The sequence below is a fragment of the Candidatus Dormiibacterota bacterium genome, assembly GCA_035635555.1.
Lineage (GTDB): Bacteria > Acidobacteriota > Polarisedimenticolia > Gp22-AA2 > Gp22-AA2 > Gp22-AA3.
In genome coordinates this window covers 1-18,950 of record DASQAT010000006.1, presented here as the reverse complement: position 1 = coordinate 18,950, position 18,950 = coordinate 1, and the positions used below count along the sequence as shown (strand labels likewise).

Below are 18,950 nucleotides of genomic sequence, written 5' to 3'. Positions count from 1 at the left end.
GCTATCGCCCTTCCCGGCGCCGGGTGTTCCAGGTCTTGCGATAGTCCCGGTGCTCCGCGTCGTCCGGGTAGGTCTCCCCCTGCGGGTACGGATAGGCCGACATGCCGTGGAACGGCAGAGGCTCCACCGTGTCCGGGAACGCCGTGTGCGGATCCATGTCCTTGCAATAGCCGTTCGCGTACAGGAAGAAGCTGCGCGCCGAACCCTTCGGCACCTCCGGCAGCCCCTTGACCGGGAACTCCAGGGTGACTTCCTCGCCTTTGCCGAAGATGACGAAGCGATCGTCCGTCCGGGTGAGCAGATCGGTCACTCTACCGAAGCGCGTGTAGTCGCCGGTCATCACCTTGAACGGCTGCGTGTTGTCCAGGATGCCGTAGTCGTAGACCCTCGGCTCGCGGCCGTCCGGACTGTGCTCCCGCGGGAAGCCGCGGCGGTGCAGGTGCGCGCCGCTCAGCTTGATCTCGTTCACCTTCACCCTGTCCGACGCCTCCTTCTCCTCGAGCGGCTCAGCGATGAAGATCTGGTCCCAGTAGACGCGCATGTTGGTGCGCAGGCGCAGGCGCCGGGTCGGCAGCGGAGCCCGGTCCGAGAGATCGACGCTGATCATGCGCGGCAGCCCGGGCGGGAAGCCCATCGGGTCGAGGACCGGGCGGAAGATCCGATCGTCCTTGTCCTCCAGCTCGAGAACGGGAGGCGTCAGCCGGACCCCGGCCTGGGAGGCGGCGTAGTTGGAGGACGAGTACTCGAAGTCGACCCAGCCGTACAGGAACAGCACGGGGCGCTGCAGGCGCGTCACGCTTTCGGGGAACTCCAGCGTCAGGTTGTGCATCTCGGCGAACCCGGCCAGTCGATCGAGCCGGAAGTTGTCCGGATAGGTCCGATCGATCTTGAGGAGGGATCCGGTCACGTCGCGATCGTTGTGGTCGATGGCGCGCAGCGGGTAGACGCGCGCGGATCGCTCCACCGCCAGCGCGCGATAGGGCTGGCGCTCCTTCCCGCCGAACGCCCCGAGCGGGTAAACGTCGATGTCCTTCGGATGATCGAGGAGGATGAGCTTCGTCTCGTCGAGGTAGGTGATCTCTTCCAGATTCTCCAGCATCTGGATCAGGTAGGCGCCGTCCTTGGGCACGAGCTGCTCCGGCTCGATTTTCAGATATTCCTCGGGGGAGGGAGCGCCGTACACGCCCGGTGCCGTCCACATCCCCAGCCCGCCGCCGCCGAGAATGTCGGTGAGGAAGCCGTACCTGAGACCGCTCCAGGCGAACAGCAGCGGGCAGGACGATCCCTTCCGGTCGAGCTCGGTCTCCTCGACCCTCTGCCCCGCCGGCACGTCCATCTCCGCCTGCAGGACGCCCCCGGGCCACAGCAGGCGGACGATGTCCGCCAGCGGACGGCCGCCCAGTCCGAAATGGGCCACGGGCGGCGATTGCGACAGGTAGCCGCCGCCGGCCTGCACTTCACGTCGCTGCCACGCCGGTCCCGCCTGCACCTCCACCTTCGTGCCGATTCCGTCCTTATTACTGTTGAGACCGCGCGGCACGACCTCGATCCAGCGGTTCGTGCTGCCGCCGTCGTTGCGCAGCAAAAGCGGCGGGCCGCCGTTCTGCGTCACCACCAGGTCCAGATCGCCGTCGCCGTCCAGGTCGGCGGCCGCGACACCGCGCGCGTCCTTGACCTGGATCTGCGGCAGGCCGGCCTCGGAGGAGACGTCGCGGAACTGGCCCGTGCCGTCGTTGAGGTAGAGCAGAAGGGTGGAGCCGGCCGCGAACAGGTCGAGATCGCCGTCGTTGTCCGCGTCGAACAGCACGACCCCGAAGAGCGACGCCCCCGGCGGCGCCGGGATCGCCCGCTCCGTGAAGATCCGGCGGGCGCCGTTCACGAAGAGCCGCAGGGCCGCGTCCTTATCTCCCGCGAAGACCAGGTCGGGAAGACCGTCGCCGTCCACGTCGCCGGCCGCCAGACCACGCCCCGAGCCGTGCGCGTTGAGCCCGGCCTCGCGCCCCCGCGCTGCAAACCCGTCCTCCCGCCGGTTGTCGAGCAGCGTGTCCTGGCCGCCCAGGGACGACAGGACCGCGTCTATGTCCCGGTCCGCGTCGAAATCGGCAAAGACCGAACCGACGGTGCCGCCGGCCGGGCCGGTGATCTTCAGCTCCGGAGTGGAAGGCTTGAACGTGCCGTCCCCGCGGTTCAGCAGGAGCACCGGCGGGGCCGGAGCGCGCGTTCCGGGCACGGGCAGCCGGTTCAGGAACAGATCCAGGTCGCCGTCGTGATCCACGTCGGCCCAGGATGCCCCCAGGATGAACCCTTGTGCCGAGGCGCCGCTCTTCCGGGTGACGTCCGTGAAGTGTCCCTTGCCGTCGTTGGCGTAGAGCGCTCCGCCGCCCAGCCGCGTCAGATAGAGGTCCTCGTCGCCGTCGTTGTCGTAATCCCCGAGGATCGCCGCCATGCCCACGCCCTCGAACGCGACGCCGGAGGACCGCGTGACGTCCGCGAAGGCCATGCCTCCCTCGTTCCTGTACAGGACCGGCCGCGCCTTGCCGGCCGCCGACGCGTTGGCGAGCACCAGATCGGGTTTGCCGTCACCGTCGAGGTCGCCTATCGCCAGACCCGAGCCGTAGCGGGCCGCCCGCCCCGCGGGGCCTCCGTCCTTCGGCGTCGCGGGGCCGCCCGGCTCTCCTCCCGGACCGGCGTGGCGGAAGGTGATTCCCGAGGCCGCCGTGGCGTTGCTGAAACGGACGACCACGGGCGCGGTCTGCGGCTTCGTGCCGCCGAGCGCCGCGACATCGGTGATGACGAGCGCGTAGCGACCCGCCTCCCCGTACTGGTTGCCGGTCGGGACGGCGAACTTCGGATTCGCCGACAGCTTCTGGTACGCGGACATCTCGCGGTCCCCCTCGGCGCGCTTGCCGGACTGCAAAAGGGCGCGCGCCAGCTGGTAGCGGACGGAGATGCTGTTCGGGTCGAGCTCGCGGGCGCGGGCCAGGCACGTGATCGCCGGATCGAAATCCCGCCTGCGGGCATGCAGGAGCCCCAGGTTGTAGAGGATGTCCGGGTCGTCCGGGTCGAGGGCCCGGGCCTTCTCCAGAGCCGCGATCGCCTCCTCCGTCTTCCCCTGGTTCTTCAGCACGAGACCGAGCCCGTAGTGTCCCTGGGGCAGGCGGGGATCGATCTGGATCGCCTCGAGAAACGCCTCCTTCGCCCCGTCGACGTCGCGCGCGTACAGGGCGGCCAGGCCGAGATTGACGAACCCGGGGGCCCAGGCGGGGGCTCCGGCCGTGACCCGGCGGAACTCCTCCACCGCCTGCGTGTGCTTGTACTGCTCCATCAGGGCGGCGCCGCGGTTGTTGGCGTGGATGACGTCGTCCGCCGCGCAGACAAGAAAGGGGACGAGGAGCCCGATCGACACCGCCTCTCCTGCGCCACGCGCGGCCTTGATCGCGCGCCTCATCACGCCCCCCTGCGCAGGACGCGCCCCGCCGCCTGCGGTCGGAACTCCCTCCCCGCGACGATCCTGCGGCCGTTCACCAGGACCTCGTCGATCCCCTCGGCGAAACGGCGCGGTTCGGTGAAGGTCGATCGGTCGGCGACGGTTTCCGGATCGAAGACGACGAGATCGGCCCTGCACCCTTCCTGGACACGCCCCCGGTCGCGCAGGCCCAGGCGCTCAGCCGGAAGCGAGGTCATCTTGCGGACCGCCTCCTCGAGACCGAGCACTCTCCGCTCGCGCACATAGTGCCCCAGGACCCGGGGAAAGGCTCCGTAAGCGCCGGGATGAGGGAACCCCTTGCCGATCTCCCAGGCATCGGAGACCACGGCGAGCCCCGGGCTCGCCAGAAGCGGCAGAAGCGGCTCGTCGGTCGTCTCGTCGCCGGAGATCCCGAAGATCAGCTGCGTCGCGATCCCCGATTCCTCGAGCATCAGATCGGACAGAGCGTCGAACGGCAGCGTCCCGCGCCGCCGCCCGATCTCCGCGATCGTCAGGTGCTCGAACGGCTTGTTGCGCTCGCCGTCGACGTGCGCCAGCCGGATGTGGTCCCAGCCGCACTCGCGCGCGATGTTCATGGTGAATCTCCCCTCCTCCGCCCACGGCGGCCACACCGGAGAGGTCTCCTCCACCTCGCGCCTCATGCGGGCGCGCACGTCCGGGTCGCGCAGGCGGGAAAGAAACGCCGCGACTCCTCCGTCGAGCGACCACGGAGGATAGAGCGCCAGGAGGGTGGTGCAGACGGCCGTGTAGGGGATGACGTCGGCGCTGATCCCGATCCCCGCGCGCGCCGCGCGCCCGTGGGCCGCCAGGACGTCGGGGGCGCCGGACCAGGCGCGCCGGCCGACCGTCTCGACGTGGGAGTGATGCACGCCGGCACCAGAGCGCCGCCCCACCTCGATCATCTCGTCCACCGCCTGGTCGAGCGTGTCGCGGCTGCTGCCGCGCTGGTGGAAGGCGGCGAAGCCGCCCGCCGCGGCGGCCGCGCGCGCCACGTGCTCCAGCTCGTCGGTGTCGGCGAACTGTCCGGGAGGATAGATGAGTCCGAACGACACTCCGTAGGCCCCTTCCTCGACCGCGAGGCGGGTCAGGCGGCCGAGCTCCCGCCGCTCGTCCTCGGCCGGCGGGCCGGCCCGCGCTCCCATCGCCAGAAGACGGAGGGGCCCGTGCGCCACGAGCGACGCCACGTTGACCAGGACCCCCTGTGTCTCCAGCCGCTCGAGATAGGCGCCGAACGAGTCCCACTCCCACGACACACCCGAGGGGGTGATGAAGCCGCAGACCCCCTCGACCTCGGCGCGGGTCTCCCCCGAGAGGGGCGCGCAGCCGATGCCGCAGTTGCCCAGAAGCTCCGTCGTGATCCCCTGCCGGACCCGTCCTTCGAGAAGAGGCGCCTGGCGCGCGAGCGGCAGAGCGAAGCAGAGATCGGAGTGCGAGTGCAGGTCGATGAAGCCGGGAGCGACGACGCGGTCGCGGGCGTCGATGCGCGGTGCCGTGGCGGTCAGCGAGGGGGCGACGGCGGCGATCCTGTCCCCTTCGATCCCGACGTCCGCCCGGAAGGAAGGACGCCCCGTGCCGTCGATGACCTCTCCGTTGGCGAGAATCAGATCCAGGGTGGGCACCGCTTCAGCGGCCGATGCGTGATCGTTCGCCCAGGTGCCCGATCGAGTGGAAACGGTCCTTGTTGGCTTTCAGGTTGCTCGCCCCCTGCCCGCAGCCGGCGCACCCGGAGTACGTCTCGCGGAAATGGCGGTAGCAGCAGTCCAGGAGGTTGTACCAGACGCCGTACTTCCAGCAGAAGAAGTTGGCGTCCGCGGGGCGGTAGGTGCACTTCAGGACGTCGCGGCGCCGTGCACGGCCGGCCTCGTCCGGACCTTCCGGATCCGCCGGCTCGATTTTGCGCAACTGTCCTCTGACCTGACTCATGCGGGCATTCTAATGCATTCCCGGCGCCGGGGGCAGCCCGGTACCCCGCTTGAAGTGCCGGCCGTCGGGCTGCTAAAGTCCCGGCCTCTGACATGGCGACCTCCCGCAGGCCCCCGACGCTTCTCCTCCTCGCCTGGACCGGCATCCTCTGCGCCTGCGGAGAAGGGGCCGGTCTCCCGCCGGAGGAGGTCGTCAAGGTGCCGGGCCAGGGGACGGTCGTGGTGTACGTGGAGGCGCCGCGGCGCATCGCGGGCCCCGTGCTCAAGACCTTCGAGGAGCAGACCGGCATCCACGTCGATGCGAATTACCGCGAGAACCTCGGGGACCGTTTCCTGTCGACGCTGATGTCGCGGGCCGGACAGGGGACGGTCGACCTGTTCTGGGGCGAGACACCTCTCTCGGCCTACGAGATGGTGGAGGCGGGCCTGGCCGTGCCGTTCCGGCCGGCCGGGGCGCGTCCGGTCCCGGGGCAATATCGCGACCACGAGTTCCGCTGGATCGGCTTCGCGGTCAATCCCCGGGTCATCATCTATAACAGCACCGCGCTGAAGAAAGAGGAGGCGCCGACCGAGACGACCGACCTCGTGAGGCCTCCCTGGGCCGGGAAAGGGGCCATGCCGCGCATCGCGGCCGGCCCGGCGGCGTTCCACGCCACGGCGCTGTTCATGCTGTGGGGCCCCGAGCGCGCCCGGGCGTTCTTCGAGTCGTTGCGCACGAACGGGACGCGCATCGTCGAGGACGACCGCGCCGTGCGGCAGCTGGTGGCGGCCGGCGCGGCGCAGTGGGGCATGATCGGTCTCGACCAGGCGATCTGCGCCAAACGCGAGGCGGAGCCGATCAACATCCTGTTTCCCGATCGTCTCGGCATCGGCGCCATCGTGCCGCCCCAGCTCGTCATGCTGTTGCGCGGGGCGCCGAGCGGCGCGCAGGCGAAGGGTCTGTTCGGCTACCTGTTCGCGACCGAGTCGGGATGGGTCCTGGGGCAGAACGACTGCGCGCTCCTCACGCTTCTGCCCGACATTCCCAGGCCCGACTGGGTCCCCGCCGCCGGCGCCTTCAACATCGCCCAGGTCGACCCCGAGGCGGCCTGGAAGACGTACCGCGAGAACTCCGCCTACTTCACCTCCTGGGGGGCGGAGCAGGCCCCCGCCGCGGCGCCGACGAGCCAGCCGCGCGCCGCGCTCTCCCCCTCGCCACCGCCTTGACGACGCGACGTTGAGCTGACGCACCGCCGCAAACCCACGTCAAATCGGGATTTTTGACGTTGCGGGTCGTTTTTTTGGGTGGTATAGAATAACCGCAGTCTGGGAGTGTTTCATGCAGGGAGATGTTCAGCCACAAGCCCCGCGATCCCCCGCGGTGGCGACGCGGAAGTTCCGCATCCTGATCGTCGACGACGACCGGGACAGCGTCGATCTGCTCGCCGAGTGGCTGACCATGGGCGGGTACGAGGTCACGACCGCCAAGGACGGCCAGGAGGCTCTGCGCCGGATCCAGTCCGACCGCCCCGATCTGGTCCTGCTCGATCTGCTGATTCCGCCGCCGGACGGGCTTCAAGTGATGCGCACCATCAAGCGCGATCGCCTGCTGTCGACCATCCCGGTGGTCGTGATGACGGTCAAGAGGGACGTCAAGAGCAAGGTCGAGTGCCTGCGCGGCGGCGCCGACGATTTCATCGTCAAGCCGTTCCACTTCGACGAGCTCGACGCCATCCTGCGCTCCTCGCTCAAGAAGCGCTACCTCTACACCTCGCTCGAGCGGGCCAACCAGCAGCTGCGCGACGCCAACGAACGGCTCCTGAAGCTGACGGTCACCGACGAGCGCACCAACCTGTTGAACGATCGCTATCTCAAGCGGCGGCTCGCCGAGGAGTTCAAGCGATCGCAGCGTTACGGCACGCCCCTGTCCACGGCCCTGCTCGACCTCGATCACTTCAAGCAGGTGAACGACAAGTACGGGCACGATTGCGGCGACCAGGTGCTGCGCGACTTCGGGCGGCTCCTGACGGAGAACGCGCGCACGACCGACATCGTCGGACGATTCGGGGGGGAGGAGTTCCTGATCGTCCTGCCGAACACCGACGGGATCAGGGCCGCCATCGTCGCCGAGCGCATCCGCAAGGCTGCGGACGAGCACGTCTACAAGCACAGGGAGTTCCTGGTGCGGATCACGGTGAGCGCGGGCGTGGCGTCGTTCCCCGCCAACACCCAGGTGAGGGACGACAACGATCTCCTGAAGGCCGCGGACCAGGCGCTCTACCGCGCCAAGCAGGTGTCGCGCAACCGGGTCATCGTGGATCGCGCCTCGATGCCTCCGGACGTCCTCGAGGGGGACCTGTCCTCGATCTTCAAGGCCTCCTACGAGGACAACCAGGGACGCAGCCGCGACGACGGCGAGAACTGACCGCCCGCTTCACCAGCGCTCGGCCACCAGCCTGACCAGCGTTCCCAGACCATCCAGGTCGCGCTCGTGGATCACCTCCACCGGCGAGTGGGAATGGACCGTCGGCCACGACAGCGCCAGGTCGGGGGTGCCGAATTCGGTGAACACCGAGCCGTCGTTGCCGCCGCGCGTCAGGCCGTACTGGATCGGCACGCCCGCCTGCTTCGCCAGGGACAGCACCTTTTCGACTATCGCCCTGTCGGTGATGTTGCTGCTGTCGATGGCGCGCACGACCGGCCCCTTGCCGAGGACGGCGTGCGCGAACGCCGGACGCTCCAGGGGGCTGTCCGACGACACGAACGTGTCGACGGCGATGACGAGATCCGGCCTCAGGCTCTGCGCCAGCACCTGCGCCCCGTCGAGGCCGGTCTCCTCCTCCACCGAGAACGCGAACGTAACCCTGTGGCGCAGCGTCTTCGGATCGAGACCGCGCAGCGCCAGGAGAAGGGCGGTGCAGCCGGCGCGGTCGTCCACGGCCCGCCCCGATCCGTAGGAGCCTGCCAGTCTCTGGAACGACTTGGGGATTGTGACCGGGTCCCCGGCGGCGATCCCCAGGCCCTCGGCTACCGCCCGCGACGGGGCGCCGACGTTCACGCGCACCGCCTCCTTGCCGAAGGCGCCGGGAGCATCCGCGACCGCCGCGTCGAGGTAGTTCGGGCGCGGCGGCACCACACCGCCGACGTCCCCTTTCGCGGCGTGCACCTGGACGACCTGTCCCTCGTACAGGGTCTCGAAGAAGCCGCCGACCGGCTTGACGTCGAGGCTGCCGTCCTCGCGGATCGCGGTGACGAGATAGCCGGTCTCGTCCATGTGGGCGATGAACAGGAGGCTCTTCGCCCCCTTCTCCGGCCCCGCCGCCACCAGCAGATTTCCGCGCGCGTCGGTCTCGGACTTTGCCCAGGACGGCAGGAGCGAGCGGATCCGATCCCTCACCCCCTGCTCGCGCGTCGACACGCCGGGAGTCTCGACGAGGGTCTGGAGGATGGCGAAACTCCCCCCCTCGCGCGCCGATCGGGCGGCGAGGAGCACGCCGGGCAGGGCGGCGAGCGACAGAGCGACGAGCGCCCGGTGTCTCATCGGTCCCCTTCCGCCACCGACTTGAGGAGCGTGGCGAGGGCCACGACGTCGTGCGCGTCGATGACTTCTCCCGGCGTGCCGGGGTAGAGGACCGGGACGCCGATCGGCAGGACCGGCTTCTTGCCGGCGAACGCGCCCTGATCGCCGGTCGTCCCGTACGGCACGTTCTGCAGCAGGATCTGCGCGCGGGCGGCGCGCTCGGCCACCACGTTGTAGAGATCCTGCGAGAAGCCGTCCGAGCCGCCCGCGACCGCGACCACCGGCCCCTTGCCGGGCGCCGGCGCCGTCTTGCCGGTTCCCGCCGCCGGGGCGTCGACGACCAGAACCTCGTCCGCCTCGATCCGGTTCGCCAGACGCGCCGCCCCGCGCCCCCCCACGACCTGCTGCGCCGAGAAGGCGACGGTCAGCGTCCCGTGGATCTTCGCGGGCTCGAGGGTCTGCAGGAGCCAGACCAGCGCGGCGCAGCCGGCCCGGTCGTCCATGGCCGGGCCCGCCAGCTTCCCGCCGGCCAGATCGACGGTGCGCCGCGCGATGACGACCGGGTCGAGCAGGGCCACGCCGACCGCCTCGACCTCTCCCGGGCTTCGCGCGCCGATGTCGACGAACAGGTCCTCGTCCAGGACCGCGTGCGCCAGCGGCGCGGCGTTGCCTCGCCACAGGTGGGTCGAGTGGACGACGGCGACCGCCGGGACCGTGCCGCGGCGCGCCTGCACCAGGAGCGGCTGCCCCATGTGGAACTGGTCGAACAAGGGCGAGAGCGGAATCCTGGCCAGCCTTTGCAGTTTCAAATATCCCTGCTCGGTGACACCGGAGACCACGTACCCCGGCTCGTCCATGTGGGCGACGAGTAGGAGGGAGGGCTTGCCCGAGCCGACCACGACGGTCAGATTGCCGAGGTTGTCGTCCTGGAACGAGGCCCAGGTCGGCGCCGCCTTGCGGATGACGGCGCGCACCTGCCACTCGTGCCCCGCCACGCCGCCGACCGAGGCAAGGGCGCGCACCAGATCGCGGGCCTCTTCGATCCGGTCGGCCAGCGCGCTCGACCAGCCCGTCAGGGCCAGCGCAACCACCACGATCGTTGCCCGGAGCACTGTCGTCTCCTCCGAAACCCGCACGATCATATCTCCGCGGGCGCGACATGGTACCCTAGGAGCCTGCTCCCAGTTGCCCATCCCGTCCAGGTGGAACGGCCCGGAGGGAATCTGATGGTTAAGTGGCGTTTCGACCCGGTCCGCCTGCTGTTGAGGGCGGGACTCGCGGTCGCCCTCGTCCTCGCCGGTCTCCTGACTCTCGCCTGCATCGACGCCAACTGGCGCTTCGCGCATCTCGAGGCGGCGGCCCCCGCCCGCGTCTTCTCCGCGCCGTTCGTCCTCGCCGACGGCGTGGCCGTGGCGCGTGACGACCTGCAGGAGAGGCTCTCCCGTCTCGGGTACCGCAAAATAGATGGCCATCCGTCCACACCGGGCGAGTACTCCGTCCGCTTCCGGGCGCTGGAGATCTTCCTGAACGCCTTCGACTACCCCTCCGGAAAGGTCGAGGCGGCGCTCCTGAAAGTGAAGCTGGGATTCGGCCGCGTGGGACGGATCGAGAACCTGTCGACCGGGGAGGATCAGGAGCGCGCCCTGCTCGAGCCCGAGCCGCTCGGAACGCTCTCGGGCAACGTTCTGGAGGAAAGGCTCGCGGTGTCGATCGACGACCTGCCGAAGCCGCTCCTCGACGCCGTCGTCGCCGTGGAGGACCGCCGCTTCTACAGTCACTCCGGCATCGACCCGCGGGGCATCCTGCGCGCGCTCTTCGCCAACGTCAAGAGCGGCGAAGTCGTGCAGGGGGGGAGCACCATCACCCAGCAGCTGGCCAAGAACCTCTACCCGGTCGGCGAGAGGACCCTGGCGCGCAAGCTGTGGGAGAGCATGGCGGCCCTGAGCCTCGAGGCCCTGCACAGCAAGAATGAAATCCTGGAGCGCTATTTGAACCAGATCTACCTGGCGCAGCGCGGACCGACCTCGATCATCGGCATCGGCGCGGCCTCGCGCCACTACCTCGGCAAGGACGCGCGCTACCTCGACCTGCCGGAAGCGGCGCTCCTCGCAGGGCTGATCCAGTCGCCCGGCCGGTACCATCCCTACCGGCACGCGCACGAGGCGCGCGACCGGCGCGACCTGGTCCTGCGTCTGATGCACGAGGAAGGATTCATCAACGAGAAGCAGCTCGAAGAGGCGCGCGAGGCTCCGCTGAACCTGCGCCCTGAGCCGCCGGCCGACGCCCGGCAGGCGCCCTACTTCATCGATTACGTCGCCCAGCTATTGCAGGAGGAGGGGCTGCGCGATCCGGCGTCGCGTCTCGGGATCAGAGTCTTCACCACCCTCGACCCGCTCCTGCAGGCGCGCGCCGACCAGGCGGTCGAGGCCGGCCTCAAGCAGTACGAGCGCGCCTACACCCAGCTGCGCCCGCTGCCGGGGGGCGAGATCCAGGGGGCGTTCGTGGCGCTTCGTCCCGAAGACGGATCGATCCTCGCGATGATCGGCGGCCGGTCTTACGCGCGCAGCCAGTTCAACCGGGTCACCCAGGCGCACCGCCAGCCCGGCTCGGCCTTCAAGCCGTTCGTCTACCTGGCCGGCTTCCAGAAGGCGCAGGACGAGCACAGCCCCCTGTTCACGGCCGCGACCGTCCTGGACGACTCGCCCCTCGAGATGGAAGTCGCCGGCCATCCCTGGTCGCCGCAGAACTTCGATCAGGAGTACAGGGGCCCGGTGAGCGCGCGCCAGGCGCTGGCGCTGTCCCTGAACGTGCCGACCATCCGCGCCGCGGCGACGATCGGTCTCAAGGACGTGGTGCGGATGGCGCGTCGCTGCGGCATCGACAGTCCACTGCAGCCCGTCCCCTCGATAGCGCTCGGCACGTTCGAGGTCGTTCCCCTGGAGATCGCCTCGGCCTACACGACGCTCGCCAACCTGGGGACGCACGCCTGGCCGCGCGCTATCGTGGCCGTGGTCGACGACAACGGCAAGGTCGTCGAGCCGACGCCCCACCCCTCGCGGGAGGCGGCCTCCGCGCAGGCCTCCTACCTGACGCTCGATCTGATGAAGGACGTCGTGCGCTACGGCACCGGCGCCGCCATCTGGTCGTACGGCGTCGACGGCGAGTTCGCGGGCAAGACCGGGACCACAGACGACGGGCGCGACGCCTGGTTCGTCGGATTCACGCCCGATTATCTCGGGGTGGCCTGGGTGGGGTTCGACAACAACCGCCCCCTGCGCCTGGGCGGCTCGACCCTGGCCCTGCCGATCTGGGCCCAGATCGCCAAGCGGGCCGGTATCGACAAGGGGCGGCGCTGGGAGATGCCGCCGGGGATCGTCGAGGAGGAGATCGATCCGACCACCGGTCTGCGCGCCGCCGGCCGCTGCCCCGACACCAAGACCGAGATCTTCATCGACGGCACCGTCCCCCCCGAGTGCGACCAGCACCAGGGCGGATTCGACTCGTGGGCGACGCGCCTCCTGAACTGGTTCCGCCACTGAGGCGGTGGCCTTCGCGTTTTTTCGGAGCCTATCGCGCTGACGGAATCCCTTTGAGATTTCGCCTCGCTTGCTCGAACGCTGGATCGATACTGAGCGCCGCCTCGAAGTCCCTCCGCGCCTTCTCGCTCTTGCCGAGCTTCATGTACGCCAGCCCCCGGTTGTTAAGCGCCCATACGTCGGTCGGATATAGCCGCAGGGACTCCGAGAAGCGACGCATGGCCCTTCGATACGCGCCCTGACGTAGAAGATCATTACCCCAGTTGTACAAAGCCGCTGGCAGCCGCGGGTCCAGATCAAGCGCCGAGTCGTTGCTGTGAAGCGGCTAGAAGAGGCGGAAAAGCAGTTGGCATTGGCTCTCTGATGCGCGTCCACCCGGCTTGCGGCGTGGCGATTCACGGACGTGACGGGATGTGGGCTCCCCAAGAGATTGGAAAACATGATAGTTTATGATTTACCAGACGCCAGGAATCTCATGAGACCGCGACAATCTCTCGTTGCCAGAGTTATCCTCATCTCGCTGGCCGTCGTTGTGCTCCCGATGTCTCTTGGGATTGCAAGCCCTCTGTTCCCAAATCAAGTCTATCCAATCGGCCCATCCGCCGGCACGATCCTTGTGGCGGACTTCAACAACGATGGAATTCAGGATTTCGCCGTGACAGCCTCGATCCAAAATAACGTCGACCCTATCTTTCCTCCGAATGGCTGGGTGGGCGTGTTTCTCGGAAAGACCGATGGCAGCTTTGCCGTCACTTGGGGGATTGATCTCGGACACAGTCCGGTTGCGTTGGCGGTGGGTGATTTCAACGGCGACGGCATCCTGGACATCGTAAGTGCCGACAGCGACACAAATCAACTTTATGCCCTGCTTGGTAACGGTGATGGGTCATTCGTGTTCTGGAGCCGCTTGGATGCTCACAGAGATCCTTTCTCGATCTCCGCCGCCGACTTCAACCGTGACGGAAATCTCGATTTGGCCGTGTCGGACTGGGGCTCCAACGATGTCTCTGTCTTCTTGGGTCTGGGTAATGGAATGTTCAGACCGCTCGTCGCCTACGCGGTGGGATTTGCCCCCCGCTCAGTTGCCTCTGCCGATTTCAACTCAGATGGGACGGCCGATCTGGCGGTTGCCAATCAGGGCTCGGACGACGTGTCGATCCTCCTCGGAAAGGGGGACGGAACATTCGCCACAGAGATTCGTTTCCCTGCTGGTTCGAATCTGGCCTCCCTGAGAGTCGGAGATCTCAATGGCGACTCCATCCAGGATCTTGTCACGGTAGGTTATTCACTCGGCGAAGCGAATGTCCTTCTTGGTCACGGCGACGGCACATTTGATCCTCCCCTCATTTCCGCGACGGGAGGTGGAGGGTGCGGATCGATCGCTCTGGGAGACTTCAACCAGGACGGTAATGAAGATCTGGCCGTTGCCGATATCACTTCTGAAAACGTTTCGATTCTGCTCGGGGGGGGCCAGGGCAAGTTTGTTGTGGGTTCAACGGTGGACGCGGACTATGCATGGGATCTCGCAGTCGGCGACTTCGACAGAGATGGTCGTCAAGATCTGATGGTCATATCGGGCGTAGGGCTTCCCGATCGTGTCCTCGTTCTCGAGGGGAAACGCAACGGGTCGTTTGGACCAAATGTTCCGTTCACACCCGGTGGTCGTTTCTTCGACATTGTAAGCGGGGATTTTGATGGCGACGGGAACGCGGATCTCGCCGGCATACGCCTTGGCGACCCGGTTGACTCGGCGGGCTCTCTCTCGATCCTCTTGGGAGCGGGCGATGGAACGTTTAGCGAGCAGTCCTCGATCCCGCTGGCCATTTGGCCCGTCTCGATACGTGCCGGAGATTTCAACACAGACGGACACCCTGACCTCGTTGTCGTGAACAGAGGGTTGGCCTCCGCGGGGATCGCGGGCGACATCTGGATTCTCCTGGGAGATGGCAACGGGGGGGTCGTGATTCAGCAGAAGCTATCCGCTGGGAAAGTGCCATCTTCCGTGGTGGTTGGAGACTTCGACGGCGACGGAGATGAAGATCTCGTTGTTGCGAGTGCGGGTGGCGAGCCGTCTGTCGATGTGCCCGGCGGCCTCTTGCTGTTCCCAGGGAATGGCGATGGGACTTTTGCCCAGCCCGTGAATCTCGGTGTCATTCTGCACCCTCGACTTGTGGTGGCTGGCTACCTCAATGCCGACAAGAAGCTGGATTTGGCCGTTGCAGGCACCGATCCAACTGTAGCGGCCACGGTATTCATCCTCTTTGGCAAGGGTGACGGAAGCTTTGAGCTCATGACTCGACTGAAACCTCCCAATGGAGTGCCAAGCGCGATGGCCGTGGGTGACTTCAACAGCGACGGCGGAAACGACCTTGCCCTCATTGGAGCATCTAAGTGCGTCTTGGGCGACATCTTCGGCCTGGTGACTCTCCTCGCCGGCGACGGGGACGGCTCGTTCGGCCCGCCCGTGACTTCCGTCGTGGGCGGGTGTCCTTTTCGCCTGACCGTTGGAGACTTCAATGGAGATCGCATCGATGATCTAGCTGTTGTGAATGATGGATCCGAAGACGCATCGGTACTCTTGGGAAGCCCTGGCAATGGTCTTCTTCCAGAGGTCCGGCTACTGGTCGGGGACGCTCCCGGCGCCCTTGCAGTGAACGATTTCGACGGCGACACCAGACCGGACCTGGCGGCGGCGCATTTCGGTGGCGTGTCCGTGCTGCTCAACCAGGGGCCCTTCCCCGACGCGGATGGAGATGGGATACCCGACGCCACCGATCCCTGCACGGACACCGACGGCGATGGATTCGGAAATCCAGGCTTCAGGGCAAACATCTGCCCTCCTGACAACTGCCCGAACGTGTCCAACTCGTCCCAGGCTGATGCGGATGGTGACGGACGGGGAGATGCTTGCGATCCCTGTACCGACACCGACCGCGATGGTTTCGGAGACCCAGGTTTCCAGGCGAACGTCTGTCGCGTGGACAATTGCCCAAGCTTGCCAAACCCAAGCCAGGAGAATTCCGATAGCGATGGGCTCGGCGATGCCTGCGACCCCTGCCCACACGATCCTCTGGACGACACAGACAAGGACGGTATCTGTGGAGACCTCGATAATTGCCCGGCCGTCTCGAATCCGGACCAAGCTGACTCGAACCACGATGGTTCGGGCGATGCCTGCCAGCCAGATTTAACCCTTTACGGCTTGCGGCAATCGGTAGACAAGATCGAGGTCGTGTTGAGCGTCACTGACCCGCAGAACGATCCCCTGAGCGGTCTCGTGGAAATCTTCAGTACAGCCGTGCAGGGCATCACTCTTCCCGACAGCCTCGCGAACGGCGACTGCAGCCAAGGATATCTACCGGGCGGTGTGATCGGGGAAGGCATCGGGTTTACGAATGGGGCGGCCGGGGCCCCATTCCTGTTCGATTTGGACAGCATCCTGTTCTGCCACGGCTTCACACCGGATTATTTGATCGCCCTGGGCACATGCGAGCGTCCTCAGATTCCTTTCAATCCAGTCTTGTCGCTGACTGAAGTGGTCCTGCCCGCCGCCTTCTGTCTGCGCAGACCCGGTGAGAGCGAGGGTGGTTTGGATTTGACCATCTTGAGCTTCGACCTGTCGACACTGGTCCTCTTTCGCTCCCAGCCTCCTGCGATCCTGCATTTGCCGTTCGACCACGGATTCCCGGCTCAGATGGACCTCACTGGCCTGGCGTCAGGGGAAACATATCGTTTGAGAGTGACAGTGACCGACGGGACGACCGTGCCGGTGACTGCGGAGGAGAACTTCGAGTACCAGGGTGAGTCGAAGATGATATTCGTGCGACCGAACAGTCCACCGCACGCGATGGTCACTTCCGTCGCGACTGTGGAGTGCAGTGGTTTGGCGGGAGGCGCCCTGACGCTGGACGCTTCGGGATCGACGGACGTGGATTCGACTCCCGGAACCAACGACGACATTGTGTCGTTCGAGTGGCTTAAGAATCCAGGTCAGGCGGGCGAAGTCATCCTGGGGGGCGGTCGAGTGCTGAACACTACGCTACCGCTCGGGACATACCTCATTGGCCTCTTGGTGACTGACTCGAAGGGTGCAACAGATGCCGCACAGACGACGGTGACCGTGAGGGACAACATACCTCCCGCCCTGGTCTGTTCGGCTCCGACGACCGCGGAATGCTCCAGGGCTGGTGAGGCACAAGCAAGTGTTGCTGCTACAGCCAGCGATGCATGCAGCCCTGTGGTGACGGTTACCAACAACCGCTCGGTCAAGGGGGGCGACGCCTCAGGAATCTTCCCCCTCGGCGTGACGCCAGTGACCTTTAGGGCGACGGACGCATCCGGCAACGTGGCAACATGTACAACGAATGTGACAGTCCAGGACACAACACCGCCGCGGCTGACGTTGGACTTGAGTGTGACACTACTGTGGCCCCCGAACCACCGGATGGTGCCGGTCCAAGCGGCGTGGCAGGTGGCCGATGCATGCGATACTGCGGCTGGCGTCATACTCGCGTCGGCAACTAGCAGCGAGCCCGAGGACGCCCCTGGGAATGGTGACGGGAATACTACGGGAGACATCCAGGACGCCTCGATCTGCACGCCGGACACGAGCGTGCTGCTGCGAGCCGAGCGTTCGGGAGACGGACTGGGACGGGTCTACACGCTGACCTACGTCGCGCGTGATGCATCAGGAAACACCTCATCGGCGCTTGGGATCGTGACCGTGCCGCATGACTTGGGGACCGGTCCGGAACCTGTGATCGTGAGCTTGGAGGGTGACGGTACTCCGGGCATGGCGCATCTTTACTGGAACGCGGTCAACGGTGCCGAGATGTACGACGTGATCCAGGGTGACCTGAGCCAGGTCAGCGTGTCAAACGCAGAGATCTCGCTGGGGCCCGTGCACGTTCTGGCTTCCGGACAGACCGGCGCAAGTTACTCCGAAGGCCCGAGCGGAGTGATTCCGGCGCTGGGGTCCGCCTTTTTCTACCTCGTGCAGTACCGGGAAGGCCAGAGCGCGAGCGGGTGGGGGACGGAGTCGAGCCCGTGGCCGGCGGAGCCCTCCTCCTGCGATATCGGATGCCCGGGGGAGCCTGTTGCTTCCTCTGTTGCCTCGTTAACCATCAGGCGCAAGTGAGGGGGGCATACTCCCGGCTCTCCGTCTGTTAACCCGCCGGTCCCCGATTTCGAGGAGACTGTCGCTTGGGGAGCCAAGCGCAACACTCTTCGAACCTACTGCAGAGGCCGGATCCCGTCGAGATTTCGTCTCGCCTGCTCGAACCCCGGGTCGACCTTGATTGCAGCCTCGAAATCCCACAGAGCCTTCTCCCTCTTCTCCATTTTCAAGTACGCCAGCCCCCGGTTATTGAGAGCCCAGACATCGGTGGGGAATAGCCGAAGGGCCTTTGAGAACCGCCAAACAGCTCTGCGATACTGTCCCTCACGCAGGAGATCATTACCCCAGTTGTATAGAGCCGCCGGCAGATGCGGGTCGAGGTCGAGTGCCGAGTCGTACTCCCTGGCGGCCGCATCGTAATTCTTCCGCTCCGAGTATATGACACCGAGGTTGTTGTGGACCTGCGCCAGGAATTCGTCCGTCGTCAGATTGCACATGAAGACGCCGCGGCGGATTGACTCCTCGGGGATCTTCTGTTCGCGGATGTACTGCTCGTCAGGGATGTTTACGCCGCCCTGCAGAGTCTCGATGTTGATGCGCGTGACCCCATCGTCGTGGCGCAGGAAGACGTGAGACGGTGTGGCTACCGCGTAGATGGGCAGGTCGAGCCGCTCGGCGATCAGCAGATACAGCGCCGCGATTCCGACGCAATAGCCTTGCTTCCGTTCGAGGACACGCGAGGGAAGGAGGTTGCAGGGGTTCTTCAGATCTGTCGAAGCGTGAACACCAGCTGGGCCGAAGATCCTCCGGTTCAGAGCCTCGACCGAGACAGATCCGGATGCATCTGGGCCCAGATCGCCACGGACCTCGTCCGCCAGCCTGGTCATCGTGGCCTCGAACTCCTCCCTGCTCGCCGTGCCAGGACACAAATCAGCGTGGTCGCCGTCGACGACCTCGAGCGCATCCTGGAGATGGCTGTCTTCTCCGACGGGGCCGGCGGCGACCGCGCATGTGGCGAGGCTGAGCGCGCCGGCAAGGATCAGGAGCCGGGAGAAGCACGCCGGTTCTCGACTCATATTGCTGATTATCACCGACTTGGGGGAAAGGGCGCGCGGCGAGCGATGGTAGGCGAGGCATCCTTGATGATGAATGACCGCGGAGCCGAGCATCTCCACGTACGTGTCACGGCGAAATCCACGGATGCTTTCCAAGCGTAGATCGGGCAGGCTCACTATATCAACATACGAATGGGGTCGAGCCATCGACAGAGCCGTCACTGACCGTCTCTCGACGATCATCGAGACGAGAATGCTGGAGATCCAGGGTCTCCGCGGGTCTCACGTCTCCAAGCTGGAGCACGACAGCAGCCGATCGGTGCTCGCAGTCGTCC

Annotated in this window: 10 protein-coding genes; 4 read left to right on the top strand and 6 right to left on the bottom strand. The window is 66.4% G+C overall.

Features of this window, described 5'->3' with window-relative positions; all coding sequences use genetic code 11:
- Position 1: 1 nt before the first annotated feature.
- From VEW47_01755 to VEW47_01745, 3 genes are read right to left on the bottom strand one after another with little or no spacing between them, the layout of a single operon-like run.
- Positions 2 to 3,448, bottom strand: coding sequence for an FG-GAP-like repeat-containing protein (locus tag VEW47_01755; protein ID HYS03893.1), 3,447 nt, complete (start codon positions 3,446 to 3,448; stop codon positions 2 to 4).
- The gene (locus tag VEW47_01750) at positions 3,448 to 5,106 is read right to left on the bottom strand and encodes a D-aminoacylase (protein ID HYS03892.1); all 1,659 of its coding nucleotides are present in this window, start codon (positions 5,104 to 5,106) and stop codon (positions 3,448 to 3,450) included. The genes VEW47_01755 and VEW47_01750 overlap by 1 nt, the downstream gene beginning before the upstream one ends.
- Before the next feature lie 4 nt (positions 5,107 to 5,110).
- Positions 5,111 to 5,410 (bottom strand): hypothetical protein, encoded by a 300-nt coding sequence (locus tag VEW47_01745; protein HYS03891.1) that lies wholly within the window; start codon positions 5,408 to 5,410, stop codon positions 5,111 to 5,113.
- 92 nt (positions 5,411 to 5,502) lie between these two features.
- On the opposite strand from VEW47_01745, the gene VEW47_01740 reads away from it, so the two are divergent.
- Both VEW47_01740 and VEW47_01735 read left to right on the top strand, forming a co-directional pair.
- Complete coding sequence (locus VEW47_01740) at positions 5,503 to 6,615, top strand: ABC transporter substrate-binding protein (GenBank protein ID HYS03890.1); 1,113 nt, start codon at positions 5,503 to 5,505, stop codon at positions 6,613 to 6,615.
- Positions 6,616 to 6,769: 154 nt separating this feature from the next.
- Positions 6,770 to 7,813 carry a diguanylate cyclase gene (locus tag VEW47_01735; protein HYS03889.1) on the top strand — a complete coding sequence of 348 codons (1,044 nt, stop codon included), beginning with the start codon at positions 6,770 to 6,772 and terminating at the stop codon, positions 7,811 to 7,813.
- Positions 7,814 to 7,822: 9 nt separating this feature from the next.
- Here the strand turns inward: VEW47_01735 and VEW47_01730 are convergent, their stop codons facing one another.
- Both VEW47_01730 and VEW47_01725 read right to left on the bottom strand, forming a co-directional pair.
- Positions 7,823 to 8,929 carry a M20/M25/M40 family metallo-hydrolase gene (locus VEW47_01730; GenBank protein ID HYS03888.1) on the bottom strand — a complete coding sequence of 369 codons (1,107 nt, stop codon included), beginning with the start codon at positions 8,927 to 8,929 and terminating at the stop codon, positions 7,823 to 7,825.
- Positions 8,926 to 10,020 (bottom strand): hypothetical protein, encoded by a 1,095-nt coding sequence (locus tag VEW47_01725; protein ID HYS03887.1) that lies wholly within the window; start codon positions 10,018 to 10,020, stop codon positions 8,926 to 8,928. The genes VEW47_01730 and VEW47_01725 overlap by 4 nt, the downstream gene beginning before the upstream one ends.
- A 114-nt stretch (positions 10,021 to 10,134) precedes the next feature.
- Here VEW47_01725 and VEW47_01720 point away from each other — a divergent pair, with 114 nt between their 5' ends.
- Both VEW47_01720 and VEW47_01715 read left to right on the top strand, forming a co-directional pair.
- Positions 10,135 to 12,447, top strand: coding sequence for a PBP1A family penicillin-binding protein (locus tag VEW47_01720; GenBank protein HYS03886.1), 2,313 nt, complete (start codon positions 10,135 to 10,137; stop codon positions 12,445 to 12,447).
- A 436-nt stretch (positions 12,448 to 12,883) separates the two neighbouring features.
- Positions 12,884 to 17,581, top strand: coding sequence for an FG-GAP-like repeat-containing protein (locus tag VEW47_01715; GenBank protein HYS03885.1), 4,698 nt, complete (start codon positions 12,884 to 12,886; stop codon positions 17,579 to 17,581).
- Positions 17,582 to 17,676: 95 nt separating this feature from the next.
- Here the strand turns inward: VEW47_01715 and VEW47_01710 are convergent, their stop codons facing one another.
- Positions 17,677 to 18,771: a tetratricopeptide repeat protein gene (locus tag VEW47_01710; protein HYS03884.1), complete on the bottom strand. Its 1,095-nt coding sequence runs from the start codon at positions 18,769 to 18,771 to the stop codon at positions 17,677 to 17,679.
- Positions 18,772 to 18,950: the final 179 nt, after the last annotated feature.

What these genes read in the sequence shown, in the direction of transcription:
- VEW47_01755 (HYS03893.1), bottom strand. Translation starts at nt 3,448, where the DNA reads ATGAGGCGCGCGATCAAGGCCGCGCGTGGCGCAGGAGAGGCGGTGTCG.
- VEW47_01745 (HYS03891.1), bottom strand. Translation starts at nt 5,410, where the DNA reads ATGAGTCAGGTCAGAGGACAGTTGCGCAAAATCGAGCCGGCGGATCCG.
- VEW47_01740 (HYS03890.1), top strand. Translation starts at nt 5,503, where the DNA reads ATGGCGACCTCCCGCAGGCCCCCGACGCTTCTCCTCCTCGCCTGGACC.
- VEW47_01730 (HYS03888.1), bottom strand. Translation starts at nt 8,929, where the DNA reads ATGAGACACCGGGCGCTCGTCGCTCTGTCGCTCGCCGCCCTGCCCGGC.
- VEW47_01720 (HYS03886.1), top strand. Translation starts at nt 10,135, where the DNA reads ATGGTTAAGTGGCGTTTCGACCCGGTCCGCCTGCTGTTGAGGGCGGGA.
- VEW47_01715 (HYS03885.1), top strand. Translation starts at nt 12,884, where the DNA reads ATGATAGTTTATGATTTACCAGACGCCAGGAATCTCATGAGACCGCGA.